The organism is Pseudomonas sp. MF08817 (assembly GCF_059862705.1).
This window is the reverse complement of sequence record NZ_JCBCUY010000004.1, coordinates 124,454-142,742: the sequence shown is the minus strand read 5'-3', so window position 1 is coordinate 142,742 and position 18,289 is coordinate 124,454. Positions and strand designations below refer to the sequence as shown.

The 18,289-nt window shown below is 62.6% G+C and carries 14 protein-coding genes; 3 read left to right on the top strand and 11 right to left on the bottom strand.

Features of this window, described 5'->3' with window-relative positions; all coding sequences use genetic code 11:
* Nucleotides 1-50 precede the first annotated feature (50 nt).
* The 10 genes from AC19YR_RS04260 to AC19YR_RS04215 form a co-directional block, all read right to left on the bottom strand.
* The gene (locus tag AC19YR_RS04260; protein WP_095108886.1) at nucleotides 51-671 is read right to left on the bottom strand and encodes a TetR/AcrR family transcriptional regulator; all 621 of its coding nucleotides are present in this window, start codon (nucleotides 669-671) and stop codon (nucleotides 51-53) included.
* Between the two features lie 24 nt (nucleotides 672-695).
* Nucleotides 696-2,378: a class II poly(R)-hydroxyalkanoic acid synthase gene (phaC, locus tag AC19YR_RS04255; RefSeq protein WP_500597312.1), complete on the bottom strand. Its 1,683-nt coding sequence runs from the start codon at nucleotides 2,376-2,378 to the stop codon at nucleotides 696-698.
* An 86-nt stretch (nucleotides 2,379-2,464) separates the two neighbouring features.
* Nucleotides 2,465-3,322: a poly(3-hydroxyalkanoate) depolymerase gene (phaZ, locus tag AC19YR_RS04250; protein WP_095108888.1), complete on the bottom strand. Its 858-nt coding sequence runs from the start codon at nucleotides 3,320-3,322 to the stop codon at nucleotides 2,465-2,467.
* 81 nt (nucleotides 3,323-3,403) lie between these two features.
* Nucleotides 3,404-5,083: a class II poly(R)-hydroxyalkanoic acid synthase gene (gene phaC / locus AC19YR_RS04245; protein ID WP_500597311.1), complete on the bottom strand. Its 1,680-nt coding sequence runs from the start codon at nucleotides 5,081-5,083 to the stop codon at nucleotides 3,404-3,406.
* A 258-nt stretch (nucleotides 5,084-5,341) separates the two neighbouring features.
* Complete coding sequence (locus tag AC19YR_RS04240; RefSeq protein WP_095108890.1) at nucleotides 5,342-5,719, bottom strand: gamma-butyrobetaine hydroxylase family protein; 378 nt, start codon at nucleotides 5,717-5,719, stop codon at nucleotides 5,342-5,344.
* 94 nt (nucleotides 5,720-5,813) lie between these two features.
* Entirely contained in the window at nucleotides 5,814-7,151 is a 1,338-nt protein-coding gene (hslU, locus tag AC19YR_RS04235) for an ATP-dependent protease ATPase subunit HslU (RefSeq protein WP_500597310.1), read from the bottom strand.
* Between the two features lie 40 nt (nucleotides 7,152-7,191).
* Entirely contained in the window at nucleotides 7,192-7,722 is a 531-nt protein-coding gene (hslV, locus tag AC19YR_RS04230; protein ID WP_500597308.1) for an ATP-dependent protease subunit HslV, read from the bottom strand.
* A 225-nt stretch (nucleotides 7,723-7,947) separates the two neighbouring features.
* Nucleotides 7,948-8,646 carry an SPOR domain-containing protein gene (locus AC19YR_RS04225; protein ID WP_095108893.1) on the bottom strand — a complete coding sequence of 233 codons (699 nt, stop codon included), beginning with the start codon at nucleotides 8,644-8,646 and terminating at the stop codon, nucleotides 7,948-7,950.
* Between the two features lies 1 nt (nucleotide 8,647).
* Complete coding sequence (gene argS / locus AC19YR_RS04220; protein WP_500597306.1) at nucleotides 8,648-10,384, bottom strand: arginine--tRNA ligase; 1,737 nt, start codon at nucleotides 10,382-10,384, stop codon at nucleotides 8,648-8,650.
* A 197-nt stretch (nucleotides 10,385-10,581) separates the two neighbouring features.
* On the bottom strand, nucleotides 10,582-12,801 hold the full coding sequence (locus AC19YR_RS04215) for a primosomal protein N' (protein WP_500597304.1): 2,220 nt from the start codon (nucleotides 12,799-12,801) through the stop codon (nucleotides 10,582-10,584).
* Nucleotides 12,802-13,011: 210 nt separating this feature from the next.
* Here AC19YR_RS04215 and rpmE point away from each other — a divergent pair, with 210 nt between their 5' ends.
* The 3 genes from rpmE (at nucleotide 13,012) to AC19YR_RS04200 (ending at nucleotide 15,505) form a co-directional block, all read left to right on the top strand.
* Nucleotides 13,012-13,230, top strand: coding sequence for a 50S ribosomal protein L31 (gene rpmE / locus AC19YR_RS04210; RefSeq protein ID WP_010213765.1), 219 nt, complete (start codon nucleotides 13,012-13,014; stop codon nucleotides 13,228-13,230).
* Between the two features lie 74 nt (nucleotides 13,231-13,304).
* Entirely contained in the window at nucleotides 13,305-14,054 is a 750-nt protein-coding gene (locus tag AC19YR_RS04205) for a thermonuclease family protein (RefSeq protein WP_500597302.1), read from the top strand.
* 182 nt (nucleotides 14,055-14,236) lie between these two features.
* Nucleotides 14,237-15,505, top strand: a complete 1,269-nt coding sequence (locus AC19YR_RS04200; RefSeq protein WP_095108897.1) for a malic enzyme-like NAD(P)-binding protein — start codon at nucleotides 14,237-14,239, stop codon at nucleotides 15,503-15,505.
* Between the two features lie 144 nt (nucleotides 15,506-15,649).
* Here AC19YR_RS04200 and AC19YR_RS04195 read toward each other — a convergent pair whose 3' ends face one another.
* Nucleotides 15,650-18,079, bottom strand: a complete 2,430-nt coding sequence (locus AC19YR_RS04195; protein ID WP_500597338.1) for a penicillin-binding protein 1A — start codon at nucleotides 18,077-18,079, stop codon at nucleotides 15,650-15,652.
* Nucleotides 18,080-18,289 lie beyond the last annotated feature (210 nt).

The following is an 18,289-nucleotide window of genomic DNA, read 5'->3' as shown; positions in this document are numbered from 1 at the left end:
ACGCCCGGCCTGTGAAGGTCGGGCGTTTTTGTTTGGGCGCCGGGCAGGATTCAGGCAGGTTCCTCCAGATAACGCAGGGCCATGTTCTCCGTGGCGACCTTGACCGGCGCCAGCAAGTGCGGGGCCACCAGCATCATGATCTGGTAGACCACCACCCGTACCTGGCCTTCGCGGTCGAGAATGCGCTGGTAGTCCAGGGAAAACAGCAGGGTCATGGTGACTTGTTCTACCAACTGCCCCAAGGCTTGGGTATCGCTGACCAGTTGCCCCTGGGCCTTGAGCCGCGCCAGTAGGGAGGCCAGGGCACGTTTGAGGGCGTTGAGCAGGTTGCGGATGCCCTTGGCCAGTTTTGGCAGGCGGCCGGCCAGGTTGGACAGGTCCTGGAACAGAAAGCGGTAGTGGGCCAGGCGTTCGACGATCAAATGCAGGAACAGCCAGTAATCCTCGGCGGCCAGTTGCGCGTCGGCGGGCGGGTCGAGCAGGGGCATGAGTTCTGCCTGGAAACGCTCGAACAAGCCCAGAATCAGCGGTTCCTTGCCGTGGAAGTGGTAGTAGAGGTTGCCGGGGCTGATCCCCATTTCATTGGCCACTTCCATGGTCGAGACGTTCGGTTCGCCCTTGTCGTTGAACAACTGCAGGGCGCATTCCAGGATCCGGTCGCGGGTTTTCATCCAGTCTTCTTAGTGGTTGGGCGTTCAGCGCACATGAATATAAGTGCCGGGGGCGGCTTCCATCGGTGGGTAATGCTGATTGCCCAAGGCCATCAGCGTTTCGCGCTGGGTGCCCGAGCGTTCCTGGACCCATTCGAGCCAGCGCGGCCACCAGCTACCGTCAACGTGGTTGGCGTCGTAGTACCAGGCGCGTGGGTCGCTGCTCAGCTTGGGGTTTTCGATGTAGTTGGCCTTGGGGTGGCCGGGTGGGTTGAGGATGCTTTGCACGTGGCCGCTGTTGGAGAGCACGAAGCGCCGCTCGCCACCGAGCAGCAGGGTCGAGCGGTACACCGCGTCCCAGGGCGTGATGTGATCGTTGATCCCGGCCACGCTGAAGCTATCGACGTTGACCTTGGACAGGTCGATCGGCGTGCCGCACACCTCCAGCCCGCCGGCGTGGCTCAAGGGGTTGTGCTTGAAGAAATCCAGCAGGTCGCCGTGCAGCGCGGCGGGCAGGCGCGTGTTGTCGTTGTTCCAGTAAAGGATGTCGAAGGGCGGCGGCGCCTTGCCCAGCAGGTAGTTGTTGACCCAGTAGTTCCAGATCAGGTCGTTGGGCCGCATCCAGGCGAACACCCGCGCCATGTCCCGACCGTCGAGTACACCCTGCTGGTAGGAGCGGCGCTTGGCGGCTTCCAGGGTTTGTTCGTCGACGAACAGGGTGGCGGGGCTGTCCATCTGGCTGTCGAGTAGGCTGACCAGGTAGCTGGCGCTGGCGACGCGCCGCAACTGGCGTTTGGCTTGCAGGTGGCCTTGCAGGGCGGCGATGGTCAGGCCCCCCGCGCACGCGCCCATCAGGTTGACCTCGCGGCTGCCGGTGATCGCACGGCAGACGTTCATCGCCTCTTCGGCGGCCTGCACGTAGCTGGACAAGCCCCACTCGCGGTGGCGCACGTCGGGGTTGCGCCAGCTAATCATGAACACCTGCAGGTTATTTTTCAGCGCGTACTGGACGAAGCTGTTGGCCGGGCTCAAGTCGAAAATGTAGTACTTGTTGATCTGCGGCGGCACCACCAGCAGGGGCGTGGCGTACTGTTTTTCGCTCATGGGCTTGTACTGGATCAGCTCCAACAGCTCGTTGCGAAACACCACCGAACCGGGCGTGGTGGCGACGGTCTTGCCGACCTCGAAGGCGTGCTTGGTGATTTGGCTGGGCAGGCCGTTGTTGTGCAGCAGGTCGTCGAACAGATGGCCGATGCCACGCACTACGCTGTGGCCGCCGGAGTTGAGCAGCTCCTTGACCGCCAACGGGTTGAGCAGGGTGTTGGAGGGCGACACGGCGTCGTTGAGCAGGGCAAAGGCGAAGTGGGCGCGGGCGCGGTCGTCGTCGCTCATGCCGCTGTCGTCGATCCAGCTCTGGCTCTGCTTTTGCCAGCTCAGGTAGGCCTGCAGGCTGCGCCGGTAAAACGGGTTGAGTTGCCAGGTAGGGTCACTGAAGCGGTTGTCCTGGGGGGCGGGTGTGTGCAGGGTTTCGCCCAGCAATACGCGGCCCAGTTGCCCGCCCAAGGCCAGGGCATGACGGGCGCTGTGCAACGGGTGGCGCAAACCATGGGAAGCGACGCTGCGCAGTGTGGAAAACAGGTCACGGCCACGCAGGCCGCTGATCGCACTGTGGGCGTTGAACAGCGTAGCGGGGGTCGGCAGCACGCCCGGCGCGGGTTTTTCTCGCATGAGTCAACACTCCTTCGTCAGCCATCAACAAGCCCAAGACAGACAACATAGTTGTTGCGCGCCATTTGCGCCGGGCAGCCAGCCTCCTAGGCCTTGCCCGCGGGCGCCGGGTGCGGGTGCATGACGGCCCGCTGCCGCTCCTGTTGGAGAAATTTCATGATGATCGGTGCGACGGCTTCGGCCCGGGTAATCAGGAACAAATGGCCATCGTCGATTATGTGTAGCTGGGCGTTGGGAATTCGCCAGGCCAGCATGCGCATATTGACCAGCGGGATCAGCGGGTCGTCGTCGCCGGCCAGCACCAGGGTGGGCTGATGGATCTTGTGCAGCCAGTGGATGCTGGTCCAACCGAACCCGGCGAACAGTTGCCAGTAGTAGCCCAGCTTGCCGGCCGAGCGCACTTTGCTGGCATGGTCGGCGGCGAGGTTGGGGTCGCGGCGGAACGAGCCGCCGTAAATCATCGGTGCGATGCGGATCACATGGGACGGTTGGATATAGCGCCGCGGGCTGGCCATCATCCACAGTACTTTCGGCTTGCCGGGCACCATGAATGCCCCGGCCGCCGTGGCCGCCAGCACCAGTTTCTTGCAGCGCTCGGGGTAGTCGTGGGCGAACTGTTGGGCCAGCGCGCCGCCCCAGGACACGCCAATCACATTGACCTGGCCGTAATCCAGGTAGTCGAGCATGCGCGCCGTGAGCTTGGCCAACCCGGGAAAGCGGTAGGGCCGGCTGGGCGTCGAGGAGCCGCCGACACCGGGGACATCGAAGGCGATCACCTCCAGGTCCGGGTCCAGGGCCTGGACGAACGGGAACACCAGCTCCAGGTTGGCGCCGATGCCGTTGAAAATCAGCAAGGGCGTCAAGTGAGGCTTGCCGGGACGTACGGCGGTGCGGATGGTTTGGCCATCCAGGTCGACCGTACGGAAGATGAACGGTTGCGGCATGCTTGAAGCCCTATGGGTCAGTTTTTCATCGTTGCTTGTGGGGGCGAGCAGGCTCGCTCCCACAGACTGCCGGTGTTTCGCTTATCGCTCGTGAACGTAGGTGCCCGGCGCCGCTTCGGCGGCCGGATAAGTTTTGCTGCCCAGGCTGGTGGGGGCCTTTTTCAGTTTGCCCGAGCGCTCGGCCTGCCAGGCTTGCCAGTGCAGCCACCAGGAATCGGTGTGCTTGGACGAATTCTCCTGCCAGGCGTTGGCGTCGGCGGGCATATCGGTGCTGGTCATGTAGCGCGATTTCGGGTTGCCCGGCGGGTTCAGGATGCTCTGGATATGGCCGCTGCTGGACAACACGAACTCCACCTTGCCGCCAAACAACTGGGCGGACTTGTAGCAGGACTTCCACGGCGTGATGTGGTCATTGGTGCCCGCCAGGGAATACACGTCGGCGGTGACCTGCTTGAGGTCGATGGGCGTGCCGCACACCTCCAGGGCATTGGCGCGCACCAAGGGGTTGTTCTTGAACATCTCGATCAGGTCGCCGTGGAAGGCAGCCGGCAAGCGCGTGGTGTCGTTGTTCCAGAAGAGGATGTCGAACACCGGTGGCTCATTGCCCAGCAGGTAGTTATTGACCCAGTAGTTCCAGATCAGGTCGTTGGGCCGCATCCAGGCAAATACCTTGGCCATGTCGCTGCCTTCGAGCACGCCGGCCTGGTAGGAGTGGCGCTTGGCCGCTTCCAGGGTCTGCTCGTCGACGAACAGCGCCACCTGGGTGTCCAGGGTAGTGTCCAGCACGCTCACCAGCATGGTCAGGGCGTTGACCTTCTTCTCGCCCAGCGCCGCGTAGTGGCCCAGCAGCGCAGTGCAGGTAATGCCGCCGGAGCAGGCACCAAGCATGTTGACGTCTTTGCTGCCGGTGATCGCGGTGACCACGTCCACCGCCTCCTTGAGCGCGTCGATATAGGTCGAGAGGCCCCATTCGCGCTGGGCCTTGGTGGGGTTGCGCCAACTGACGATAAAGGTCTGCACGTTACTGCGCAGGCAGAAGCGCGCCAGGCTCTTATCGGGGCTCAGGTCAAATACATAGAACTTGTTGATCTGCGGCGGCACCACCAGCAGCGGGCGTTCGTGCACTTGCTCGGTAATGGGGCGGTACTGGATCAGCTCCAGTACGTCGTTGCGAAACACCACCGAGCCTTCGGTGGTGCCCAGGCTTTTGCCCACTTCAAAGGCGCCCATGTTCACCTGGCTGGGCATGCCGCCGTTGTGCACCAGATCCTTGGCCAAGTGGGAGAGGCCATCGAGCAGGCTCTTGCCACCGGTTTCGAAGAAGCGTTTGACCGCCGCCGGGTTGGCGGCGCTGTTGGTGGGCGCCATGGCTTCGGTCATCAGGTTGATGACGAAGTGGGCACGGCTGATGTCTTGTTCCGAGAGGCTGCTGTCGCCGATCCAGTCGTGCAGTTCCTTGCGCCACGCCAGGTAGGTTTGCATATAGCGTTTGTACAGCGGGTTCTGGCTCCACGCCGGGTCGTTGAAGCGGCGGTCGTCGCTTTCCGGCGCCAGGGTGGATTTGCCGAACATCACGTTCTTGAGTTCTACCCCAAAGTGCGCGACGTGTTTGACGCTGTGCAACGGTTGTTTGATAGCTTGGGTCAGCACCATGCGAGCAGAAGTAAGCAGGTCTTTTTTACGCAAGCCGATAACAGGATTAAGCCCCAGTGTGTTTTCCGAGGCCTGGCGTTTCAGGTCATCATTATTCTTGTTACTCATCTACGACGCTCCATTGTCCGACAGACGAGTACCGGGACCTGCTGTGCAGTAACACAGCCAATGCCAGGTACTACTGCTCGGGTGACCGTGAATTCTGCTTCAGCTGTTTTTAAGACAGAGAACACTGCAGGGAACTTGCCAGCTCCATTGGTTACCCGAGTTTAATTTTTTTCGCAAGCAGGCCAATCATTGACCATGCAGCCGAACATTCAAGCAGATGAAATTAGAAAATGCCCTCTAAAGAGTAAGACCGTTGAGTTAGAGCATTAGCCGTACAACAGATTCACTCGGGTCGCGGGACTTTCCGGCAACTTTCAAGGCTTCAAGATAATCGGCCCACAGTGCGTCTTGGCGCTGCGCCAATTGGTAGAGGTAGTCCCAGGTGAACAGGCCGCTGTCGTGGCCGTCGTCGAAGGTCAGTTTCAGTGCGTACTGGCCGGCCGGTTCGACCTTGCTCAGGCCAACGCCGATTTTGCCAAATTGCAGGACAGGATTGCCGTGGCCCTGGACCTCGGCGGAGGGGGAATGCACCCGCAGGAACTCGGCGGGGAGGGTGTACTCCTCGCCCGAGGCATATTTGAGGGTCAGGGTTTTCGAGGCTTTGTGCAGCTTTATATCGGTGGGAAGCGGGGTCATGGCAGGGGTCCGAAGCGACAAACGTCAAGCTGCAAGCTACAAGCTGTAAGGCGCTGATGTCCACCTTGCAGCTTGTAGCTCAAAGCTGGCCGCTCTAAAGAATGTAGCGGGACAGATCTTCGTTCTGCGCCAATTCGCCCAAGTGGCTGTTGACGTAGTCGGCATCGATCTTGATCGGTTGGGCATCCTGGGCACTGGCCAGGTCGCCGGCGCTGAACGACACCTCTTCGAGGAGGCGCTCGAGCAGGGTGTGCAGGCGCCGGGCACCGATGTTCTCGGTTTTCTCGTTAACCTGCCAGGCAATCTGCGCCAGGCGCTTGATGCCATCAGGCTGGAACTCGATGACCAGGCCTTCGGTTTTGAGCAGTTCGCGGTATTGCTCGGTCAGGGAGGCATGGGGCTCGCTGAGGATGCGCTCGAAATCTTCCGGCGACAGGGCCTTGAGCTCGACGCGGATCGGCAGGCGACCTTGCAGTTCCGGCACCAGGTCGCTGGGTTTGCTCAGGTGGAACGCGCCGGAGGCGATGAACAGGATGTGGTCGGTCTTGACCATGCCCAGCTTGGTATTGACCGTGCAGCCTTCGATCAGCGGCAGCAGGTCGCGTTGCACGCCCTCGCGGGATACATCGACGCCACCGGAGTTACCGCGTTTGGCGACCTTGTCGATTTCATCGATGAACACGATGCCGTGCTGTTCGACGGCTTCCAGGGCCTTGGCCTTCAATTCTTCTTCGTTGACCAGGCGACCGGCCTCTTCGTCGCGCACCAGTTTCAGCGCTTCCTTGACCTTGAGCTTGCGGTTTTTGCGCTTACCCTTGCCCATGTTGGCGAACAGGTTCTGCAACTGGTTGGTCATTTCTTCCATGCCCGGCGGCGCGGAAATGTCGACACCGGCCACCTCGGCCACTTCGATCTCGATTTCCTTGTCGTCCAACTGGCCTTCGCGCAGGCGCTTGCGGAACAGTTGGCGGGTGTTGGAATCCTGCGAAGGCGCGGCGTCTTCGTTGAAACCCATGCGCGCCGGGGGCAGCAGGGCGTCGAGGATGCGCTCTTCGGCAGCGTCTTCGGCGCGGTGGCGGACCTTGGTCATTTCCTGCTCGCGCAGCAACTTGATGGCGGCGTCGGCCAGGTCACGGATGATCGACTCGACGTCGCGGCCCACATAGCCGACTTCGGTGAACTTGGTCGCTTCGACCTTGATGAATGGGGCGTTGGCCAGTTTCGCCAGGCGTCGGGCGATTTCGGTCTTGCCCACGCCGGTGGGGCCGATCATCAGGATGTTCTTGGGAGTCACTTCAACGCGCAGCTCTTCAGGGAGCTGCATGCGCCGCCAGCGGTTGCGCAGGGCAATGGCGACGGCGCGCTTGGCGTCATCCTGGCCGATGATATGGCGGTTGAGTTCGTGGACGATTTCGCGGGGAGTCATGGACATAGTAGTTGGGTCCTCAAGCAGGAAGGGCGCCGGTAACGGCTTATTCCGCGAGGTCCTGCTCCTCAATGGTGAAGTTGTGGTTGGTGAATACACAAATGTCGCCGGCGATGCCGAGGGCGGTTTCGACGATTTCCCGGGCCGACAGGTCGGTTTTCTTCAGCAGCGCGCTGGCCGCGGCCTGGGCGTAACCGCCGCCGGAACCCATGGCGATCAGGCCATCCTCGGGTTCAACCACGTCGCCGTTGCCGGTGATGATGAGGGACGCGTCCTTGTTGGCGACCGCGAGCATGGCTTCGAGGCGGCTCAGGTAGCGGTCGGTGCGCCATTCCTTGGCCAGTTCGACGGCGGCACGGACCAAGTGGCCCTGATGCTTCTCAAGCTGGCCTTCAAAGCGTTCGAACAGGGTGAAGGCGTCGGCGGTGGCACCGGCAAAACCGGCAATCACCTGGCCGTGGTACAGGCGGCGAACTTTCTTCGCGTTGCCTTTCATCACGGTATTGCCGAGGGAAACCTGGCCGTCGCCGCCCATGACGACTTTGCCGTGGCGGCGAACTGAAACGATGGTGGTCAAGGGAGAGTCTCCACGCAGCGGGGCGAAAATGCCCTGGTGGGAACTCATATGGGGGTGGCGGCGGGTTTTTCAACCGTGGCGGACAAGTGGCGGCGGGTTGCCTGGCGCGAGTGTGGGAGCGGGCCTGCCCGCGATAGCGCCGTGTCAGTCGCTCTATTGGGCGAGTGATTCAGTGCCATCGCGGGCAAGCCCGCTTCTACAGGGTGTGTCTTGGCAGATGCCCGGTCAGCGGCTCTGGCGCTGTTGCAGCAGTAGGTTGCTGAAGCCGCTGCCGGCCAGTTGCTTCTGGGCCACGGTCAGTTGCTCACGGTTGCTGAACGGCCCCACCAGCACCCGGTACCAGGTTTCATCCTTCACCGTGCCGGACTCCACCGAAACCGCTTGGCCCAGCAGGATGATCTGCGCGCGCACTTTGTCGGCGTCTGCCTCTTTGCGGAACGAACCGGCCTGGAGGAAGAACTTGGTCACTGGCGCCGCTTTCGCCACCGGTGGCGCGGGCGGCGGGGTGATACCGGCGAGGGCAGCCTGGGCGCGGGCGGTATCGATCTTCGCCGCTTCTTCCGGGGTCACGGGGGTGGTTGGCACCGGTTGTGGCGTCGGCAGGGTTTTCTCCGGCACGGCTTCGGGCGGCACGATCACTTCGGACTCGGGCAGCAAGGTATAGAAGTCGTACTTAGGCTTGACCGGTTGCTGTGGGCTGGGCGGTGTTTTGTTGGCTTCGGCGGCACGGGTGGCTTTCTGCTGCTCTTGCTTGACCCGTTTGACGTCGTCGCCCTGGCCCGGCTCAAGTTTCATCAGGAACACGATGAATGCGCCCACGGTCAGGCCGATGGCCAGCCACAGCCAGCCCGGGATCGGCTGCTTGGCCGGGGCCTGGTAACGGCTGGCGCCACGCTTGGGTGCAGGTTTTTTCTTGGCGGCCAACTTACATGCGCTCCAGGGTTTCCAGGCCCAAGAGTTCCAGGCCTTGCTTGAGGGTGCGGCCGGTCAGGGCGGCCAGGCGCAAGCGGCTCTGCGTCTGGGCCGGGGTGTCGGCGGCGAGGATCGGGCAGTTCTCGTAGAAACTGGAGAACAGGCCGGCCACGTCGTACAGGTAGGCGCACAGGGTGTGCGGCGTGCCCTTGTCGCAGACATTGTTGAGTACTTCGCCGAACTGGGCGAGTTTGGCGGCCAATTCCTGCTCGTGGGTAGCTTGCAGCACGATCTGCCCGTCCACTTCGCTGAAATCCTTGCCCAGTTTGCGGAACACCCCGGCGACGCGGGTGTAGGCGTACAGCAGGTAAGGCGCGGTATTGCCTTCAAAGTTGAGCATTTGCTCGAAGTTGAAGCTGTAGTCGCTGGTGCGGTGCTTGGACAGGTCGGCGTATTTCACCGCGCCAATGCCCACCACGCGGGCGATGTGGCGCAGTTCGTCCTCGGCCAGCTCTGGGTTCTTTTCCTTGACCAGGGTGTAAGCGCGGTCCTGGGCTTCGGTGAGCAGGTCGATCAGTTTGACGGTGCCGCCGTCGCGGGTCTTGAAGGGGCGGCCATCGGCACCGTTCATGGTGCCGAAGCCCATGTGTTCCATTTCCATCGGGTGGGTCACGAAACCGGCCAGGCGCGCCACTTCAAACACCTGCTGGAAGTGCAGGGCCTGGCGTTGGTCGACGAAGTACAGCGCGCGGTCGGCCTTGAGCACACCGCTGCGGTAGCGCACGGCGGCGAGGTCGGTGGTGGCGTACAGATAGCCGCCATCGGCCTTGACGATGATGACCGGCAGCGGTTCGCCGTCAGCGGTCTTGAACTGGTCGAGGAACACGCACTGCGCGCCGTTGCTTTCCACCAGCAGGCCCTTGACCTTGAGGTCGTTGACCACGTTGATGAGGTCGTCGTTGTAGGCGCTTTCGCCCATCACGTCGGCCATGGTCAGTTTGACGTTGAGCAGTTCGTAGATTTTCTGGCAGTGGGCCAGGGAGATGTCCCGGAACCGCGACCACAGCGCCAGGCACTCAGCGTCGCCGGCCTGCAACTTGACCACCAGGGCGCGAGCGCGGTTGGCGAACGCTTCGGATTCGTCGAAGCGTTTTTTCGCGGCGCGGTAGAAGTTTTCCAGGTCCGACAGCTCATCGCTGGTGATCGGGTTTTCTTCCAGGTAGGCCATCAGCATGCCGAACTGGGTGCCCCAGTCGCCCACGTGGTTCTGGCGGATCACGGTGTCGCCGAGGAACTCCAGGACGCGCGCCACGCCGTCGCCGATGATGGTCGAGCGCAGGTGGCCGACGTGCATTTCCTTGGCCAGGTTCGGCGCCGACAGGTCGATGGCCACGCGTTGCAGCGGGCCGGCCTTGCGCACGCCGATTTTTTCATCGGCCAGGGCCGCGTCCAGGCGTGCGGCCAGGGCTTGGGTGTTCTGGAAGAAATTGAGGAAGCCTGGGCCCGCGATTTCGGTCTTGCTGACGTTCTCGTCGGCGGGCAGCGCGGCGATGATTTTTTCCGCCAGGTCGCGCGGCTTCATGCCCGCGGGCTTGGCCAGCATCATGGCGATGTTGCTAGCGAAATCGCCGTGGGTCTTGTCTCGGGAGTTTTCCACCTGGATCGCCGGCGTCAGGCCTTCTGGCAACACACCTTCATTGACGAGTTGGGTGAGGGCTTGTTGGATCAACTGACGAATGGTGTCTTTCATGGTCTTCTCTTTCGACCGCAAGCGGCGGCGCGTCGGTGCGCAGGTGGAAAAACTGGGCATTATCCGTTGCCGGGGCGGGCTTGCCAACCGTGCAAAGGGGTTTGAGTGGCAAGTGGCTAGCTGCAAGCGGTCAGTAAGCGCGGATGTGCTGCTAACTTCAAGCGTGTGGCTGGCCACTGGGCCCGGCCCCGCTGAAGTTAGTACAAGTCGACGGGGTCCACATCCAGCGACCAGCGTACCGCCCGGCCGCTGGGCATCTGCTCCAGGGCCAGCAGCCAACTGCCCAGCAAGCGATGCAGCGGCGCGCGGGCGCTGGCTTGCAGCAGCAATTGGGCGCGGTAGCGCCCGGCGCGGCGCTCCATGGGCGCGGGCACCGGGCCGAGCAGTTCGATGCCGCCCAATTGCAATTGGGCCAACAGTTCTTCTGCCACGCTGCACGCTTCGTCCAGGAACGCCTCGGCCTGCCCAGGCTTGTGTGCCTCGGCGCGCAACAGGGCGAGGTGGGCGAAGGGCGGCAGGCCGGCGGCGCGGCGTTCGCTCAGGGCTTGTTCGGCAAAGGCGAAATAGCCTTGTTCGGTCAGTTGGATCAGCAGCGGGTGGTCGGCCAGGTGGGTCTGGATGATGACTTTGCCCGGCTCTTCGGCCCGCCCGGCACGGCCCGCAACCTGGACGATCAACTGGGCCATGCGCTCGCTGGCGCGGAAGTCGCCGGAGAACAGGCCGCCATCGGCGTCGAGGATGGACACCAGGGTCACCCGGGGGAAGTGATGGCCTTTGGCGAGCATTTGCGTGCCCACCAGGATGCACGGTTGGCCCTTCTGGATGGTGGCGAACAACTGGTTCATCGCGTCCTTGCGCGACGTACTGTCGCGGTCCACCCGCAGTACTGGGTAGTCGGGGAAGAGTATCCCCAGGCGTTCCTCGGCGCGCTCAGTGCCTGCGCCAACGGGACGCAGGTCGACTTTGCCGCATTGCGGGCAGTGGCGCGGCACGCGCTCGACGTGGCCGCAGTGATGGCAACGCAGTTCGCCGGAGCGTTGGTGCACGGTCATGCGGGCGTCGCAGCGATCGCATTCCGACATCCAGCCGCAGTCGTGGCACAGCAGCGTTGGCGCAAAGCCGCGGCGGTTGAGGAACACCAGCACCTGCTGGCCGGCGGCCAGGGTCTGGCCGATGGCTTGCTGCATGGGGCCGGAAATGCCGCTGTCCAGTGGGCGGCTTTTTACGTCAAGGCGTAGGAAACGCGGCTGTTTCGCCCCGCCAGCGCGCTCGTTGAGGTGCAGTAAGCCGTAGCGGCCGATGTAGGCGTTGTGCAGGCTTTCCAGTGAGGGCGTGGCGGAGCCGAGCACGATGGGGATGTTTTCCTGGCGCGCGCGCACCAGGGCCAGGTCGCGGGCGTGGTAGCGCAGGCCTTCCTGCTGTTTATAGGAACCGTCGTGTTCTTCGTCGACGATAATCAGCCCCGGGTTTTTCATCGGCGTGAACAGTGCCGAACGGGTGCCGATAATAATGTCGGCATCGCCGTCGCGGGCGGCGAGCCAGGCCTCCAGGCGTTCGCGGTCGTTGACCGCCGAGTGCACCAGGGCAATGCGCGCATTGAAGCGCTGCTCGAAGCGCGCCAGGGTCTGCGGGCCCAGGTTGATTTCCGGGATCAGCACCAGCGCTTGCTTGCCGGCCTCCAAGGTTTCGCGGATCAACTGCAAATAGACTTCGGTCTTGCCACTGCCGGTGACCCCGGCCAGGAGAAAGGCGTGGAAGCTGTCCGCCCCGGCGCTGATGGCCTCGAACGCGGCGCGTTGCTCGGGGTTGAGGGGTAATTCCGGTTGCGCCAGCCAATGTTCGTGGCGCGCTTCGGGGGCGTGCTTGCGGATTTCTACCTGCACCAGTTCCTTGGCCAGCAGCAGGTCGAGGCTGTCTTTGCTGAGCATTAACTTGCTCAGCAGTTGATGGGCCACGCCGTGGGGGTGCTGGGCCAGGGTCGCCAAGGCCTCGCGCTGGCGCGGCGCGCGGGCGATACGCGGGTCGTCGGCGCGGGCACCGGGGGCCACTGACCAGAAGCGCTCCTGGCGGGCCTCGGCCAGTTCGCCCTGGCGCAGCAGTACCGGCAGCGCCCAGCTCAGGGTGTCGCCCAGGCTGTGCTGGTAATACTGGGCGGTCCACAGGCACAACTTGAACAGCGCCGGCGGTAGCGGCGCCGTGGCGTCGAGGATGGCCAGCGCCGGTTTGAGCTTCTCGGCGGGCACTTCGCTGTGCTCGGCGATTTCGACCAGGATGCCGATCATCTCCCGGCGCCCGAAGGGTACGCGCACGCGCATGCCCGGCTGCAATTGGGCCCGCAGCACCCCCGCAGGGGCACGGTAGTCAAACAGGCGGCGCAGCGGCGAAGGCAGGGCGAGGCGCAAAATGGCGTCGGGCACGCGGGGGTTTCTCGGTAAGCAGATGTTTAGAAGGCCCGGAGCCTAGCAGACGGGCGGTGCAGTGTCCCCTGTCTGGGGGGGGGGATTTTCTGATGAGGAGCACTTCGCACCGCTTGCGCGATCAGGCTCGTCTGGTAGAATCCGCGGCCTAATTACGTGCGGTGTTCAACAATAGTGTTGTGCGGCGGCACGCTAGCCCGAGGAAACACCATGAAAGCCGATATCCATCCAGCGTACGAAACCATCGAAGTAACTTGCAGCTGCGGCAACAAGTTCGAAACCCGTTCGAACCTGTGCAAGCCACTGGGTACTGACGTATGCAACGAGTGCCACCCGTTCTACACCGGTAAGCAGAAGACTCTGGATACTGGCGGCCGTGTACAGCGCTTCGCCGATCGTTTCGGTGCTTTTGGCGCGAAAAAGGCCTAAGGCCGATCAACTTGGGAAGCCCTCGCGGCTTTTCCTCGCTGATGAAAAAGGCGTCCCTCGCGGGCGCCTTTTTTATGTCTGCGATTTGGCTCCCCGGCGCCCAGGCCTTCTGCCCTGCGCCCGAGGGGCTGACCCAGGTCGAGGTGCAGCGGGTGGTCGATGGCGACACCCTGCGCCTCAAGGATGGCCGCAGCGTACGCCTGATCGGCCTTAATGCCCCGGAACTGGGCAAGCAAGGTCGCACCGACGAGCCCCTGGCGGTTGCCGCCCGCCAACGCCTGCAAACCCTGGTGCGCGAGAGCCGCAACCGGGTGGCGCTGCGCCCCGGGCGCGAGGGTAAGGATCGTTATGGCCGCACCTTGGCCCATGTCTATGGCGCCAGCGGCGCCAACCTTGAAGCGCAATTGCTCGCCGAAGGCCTGGGGTTCCAAGTGGCGGTGGCGCCCAACATCGATTTAGTCACCTGCCAGCAAGCGGCAGAACGCCACGCCCGGCAAGCGGGCCTGGGGGTGTGGCGCCCGTCACCGGTACTCAACGCGCAGCAGATCACACGGGCCGGGTTCGCTGTGCTCAGCGGTCGGGTGAGTGCGGTGGAGCGTAATCGCGGTGGAATTTGGATTCAGTTGCAGGATTCGGTTGTGCTGCGCGTTGCACCCAATCTGCTCAAGCAGTTCGACGTCGCCGCCCTCGAGCGCCTCAAAGGCCAGTCAATAGAGGCTCGGGGCTGGGTGCTCGACCGCACGCGGCGCGGCGGTTTGCAGCCGGGTCAGGCGCGTTGGCTGCTGCCATTGACGCACCCAAGCATGTTGGATGCAGGTAAATAACGGAAAGTTGTAGACATTTTTGGTGTCGATTGTGAACAGTGTAGCCCTTGTGTTCCGTGGCTCTTGGCCGAAAGTCGTAGCCTAGGGCTCTTGACACCGGTGACCGGGCAGTCTTGTAGGGACTTTCGCAGGCGAGTATCCTCGGCGATCCGTCGTCCAACAGTAAAAGCGGAATGCCGATTATGTCTGACTTGAAAACTGCCGCTCTCGAATATCACGCCCATCCTCGTCCAGGAAAGCTGAGTGTCGAGCTCACCAAAGCCACTGCTACCGCCCGCGACCTGTCGCTGGCCTACAGCCCCGGTGTGGCGGAGCCTGTGCGTGAAATCGCGCGTGATCCCGAGCTGGCCTACAAGTACACGGGCAAGGGCAATCTGGTTGCAGTCATTTCCGATGGCACCGCGATTCTCGGCCTGGGTAACCTTGGCCCGCTGGCGTCCAAGCCTGTTATGGAAGGCAAGGGCGTACTGTTCAAGCGTTTTGCCGGTATCGATGTCTTCGACATCGAAGTCGACTCCGAAAGCCCACAGGCCTTCATCGATACCGTCAAGCGCATCTCCATTACCTTCGGCGGTATCAACCTGGAAGACATCAAGGCACCGGAGTGCTTTGAGATCGAACGTGCTCTGATCGAGCAGTGCGACATTCCAGTGTTTCACGATGACCAGCACGGCACCGCGATCGTCACCGCGGCCGGCATGATAAATGCCCTGGAAATCGCAGGCAAAACCCTGCCTGAAGCCAAGATCGTCTGCCTGGGCGCCGGCGCCGCCGCCATCTCCTGCATGAAGTTGCTGGTGAGCATGGGTGCCCAGATCGAAAACATCTTCATGGTCGACCGTACCGGCGTGATCCACTCCGGCCGCGATGACCTGAACCAGTACAAAGCGGTATTCGCCCACGCGACCGAAAAACGCACCTTGTCCGACGCGCTGGAAGGCGCGGACGTGTTCGTTGGCCTGTCGGGTCCGAACCTGCTGAGCGCTGAAAACCTGCTGCGCATGGCGCCCAACCCGATCGTGTTCGCATGCTCCAACCCGGACCCTGAAATCGCTCCGGAACTGGCTCACGCCACCCGTAACGACGTCATCATGGCCACCGGCCGTTCGGACTACCCGAACCAGGTCAACAACGTACTGGGCTTCCCGTTCATCTTCCGCGGTGCCCTGGACGTTCGCGCCAAGCGCATCAACGAAGAAATGAAAGTAGCTGCCGCCAACGCCCTGCGCGAACTGGCCAAGCTGCCGGTGCCACAGGAAGTGTGCGACGCCTACGGCGGCATCAAGTTGGAATTCGGGCGTGAGTACATCATTCCCAAACCAATGGATGCCCGCCTGATTACCGTGATCTCCGATGCCGTGGCCAAGGCCGCGATCGAGACCGGTGTAGCTACCCTGCCGTACCCGAAGAACTACCCGCTCAAAAGCGTCGATGACGTTTTTAACGGTTAACAGCAGCACCATAAAAAAACCCGGCCTCTGAGCCGGGTTTTTTTATGGGGGAGCAGTTGCAAGTTATTAGCGGCAAGCGGCAAGTAAGAGCGGGTTGCGTCGCTGTTGCTTGCAGCTAAAAGCTTGCCGCTGCTCCTTGCTGTTTTAAAACAGATCGATGGGCGCCGCCTCGTCCGCCGGCAGCGGGCTGCCCGGGGCGCTGCCGCCTAGCTCGTTGACCGAGGGCGGGGTGTCTTCGCTCTTGAACAGCTCGAAGTAGGCGTTGGGGGTGCCGGGTGAGGCGGCACGGCCGCTGACTGGGTCTACCCGCAGGCTGAGGATGCCTTCCGGTTCGCTTTGGGTGTGGGCTGGCTTGCCCTTGAGGGCGGCGCCCATGTAGTTGATCCAGATCGGCAGCGCAACGGTGCCGCCGTACTCACGGCGCCCGAGGCTTTCGGGCTGGTCGAAACCGGTCCACACCGTCGTCACGTAATCGGCGTTGTAGCCGGAGAACCAGGCGTCCTTGGACTCGTTGGTGGTGCCGGTCTTGCCCGCCAGGTCGGTGCGGCCCAGGGACAGGGCGCGGCGGCCGGTGCCGAGTTTGATGACGTCTTGCAGCATGCTGGTGAGGATGTAGGTGGTGCGGCCATCGACAATGCGCTCGGCCACCAATGGGGTCTGCACTGCAGGCGCCGGGGCTTCGCCGGGGGTGGCATCGATGGTGAAGCTGTCGGAGGCTGGCGCGGCGATGCCATCGCTGGCGGCGGTGTTGCCGGGGACGCTGGCCGGGTTGGCGGTGAACAGGTTCTCGCCGTTGCGGCTTTCGATCTTGTCGATGATGAACGGGGTGATCTTGTAGCCGCCATTGGCGAAGGTGCTCCAGCCCGTGGCGATTTCCATCGGCGTTAGGGTCGCGGTGCCCAGGGCCAGGGACAGGTTGGGCGGCAGGTCCTGCTTGTTGAAGCCGAACTTGCTGATGTAGTCGATGGTGCGGCCCACGCCCATGCTTTGCAGCAGGCGGATCGACACCAGGTTGCGCGACTTGTACAGCGCCTCGCGCATGCGGATCGGGCCGAGGAAGGTGTTGGTGTCGTTTTTCGGGCGCCAGACTTTGTCCAGGTACTCATCGACAAACACGATCGGTGCATCGTTGACCAGGCTGGCGGCGGTGTAACCGCTGTCCAGGGCCGCGCTGTAGACGAAGGGCTTGAAGCTCGAGCCGGGTTGGCGCTTGGCCTGGATGGCGCGATTGTAGTTGCTTTGCTCGAAGGCGAAACCGCCGACCAGCGAGCGGATCGCGCCGTTTTGCGGGTCCAGGGACACCAGCGCGCCTTGAGCGACCGGGATCTGGCTGAACTTCAGCGACCCGTCGGCCTGGCGTTGCACGCGGATCAAGTCGCCGACCTGGGCCACGTCCGCCGGTTGTTTCGGGTTGGCGCCCATGCTGTTGGTGTTCAGGAAGGGCCGCGCCCACTTCATGCTGTCCCAGGCCACATGCGCCTGGCCGGTGCGGGTCAGCACTTGCAGGCCGGTTTTTTCGACCTCGATGACAATCGCCGGCTCAAGCCCGCTGAAGGTGCGCTGCTTGGTCAACTCCAGGGTCCAGGCTTCGCGGGTCTTGCCTGGCAGGCGCGATTCCGGGCCACGGTAGCCGTGGCGCTGGTCGTAGGTCATCAAGCCTTCGTGCAGGGCGGTGTTGGCCATTTCCTGCAGGTTGCTCGGCACCGTGGTGGTTACGCGAAAACCTTCGGTGTAGGCGTCGCTGCCGTAGCGCCCGACCATCTCGGCGCGGGCCATTTCGGCGATGTACGGCGCGTTCACTTCAGGCGTGGGCACGTGATAGCTGGCGTTGAGTGGCTCGTTCAGGGCGATCTGGTACGACGCCTCATCGATCTTGCCCAGTTTGTACATGCGCCCCAGGATCCAGTCGCGGCGCTCCTTGCTGCGCGCCGGGTTGGCCAGCGGGTTGAACCGCGAAGGGGCCTTGGGCAGGCCGGCGATCATCGCCATCTGCGCCAGGGTGACGTCGCGGATCGATTTGCCGTAATACACCTGCGCCGCCGCCTCGATCCCGTAGGCGCGGTTGCCCAGGTAGATCTTGTTGACGTACAGCTCCAGGATCTCGTCTTTGGTCAGCTGCCGCTCGATCTGCAGTGCCAGGAGGATTTCCGTGGCTTTGCGCGAGAAGCTGCGTTCGCTGGTCAGGAAGAAGTTTTTCGCCACCTGCATGGTGATGGTGCTACCGCCGGACTGAATGTGCCCGCTCTTGACCAGTTGGGTGGCGGCGCGCATCAGGCTGCTGGGGTCGACGCCATGGTGGTTGGCGAAGTTGTCGTCTTCAGCACTTAGTAACGCATTGATGAAATTGGGGGGAATGTCGGCGAACAGGATCGGAGTACGGCGCATTTCGCCAAATTCTGCGATCAACTTGTTGTCGCTGCTGTACACCCGCAGGGGAATCTGCAACTGGATACTTCGCAGCGCCTCTACCGACGGCAACCCGGGACTAAGATAGAGAAACGCGCCGCTCAGGCCCAGCACCAGAGCGCAGACGACGGCGACGAACGACCATCCGAAAAACTTCAGCAGACGAATCAAGGCTTTTGGATTTCCAGAGAAAAGAATGAATTGAGCGTCGAGTGATTAGCGCCAAACTGTGGCGACTCACGCTTGAGATAAAAACCGGAAAAAACGCTGGGCATTATAAGCATTTTTCGACAGGCGCAGTCATTTGCGCTTGTCAGCCCGCGCGGCCATGGAACGGCGCGCCTTTAACCGACTTCTCCAACTCCACAACGTCATAAG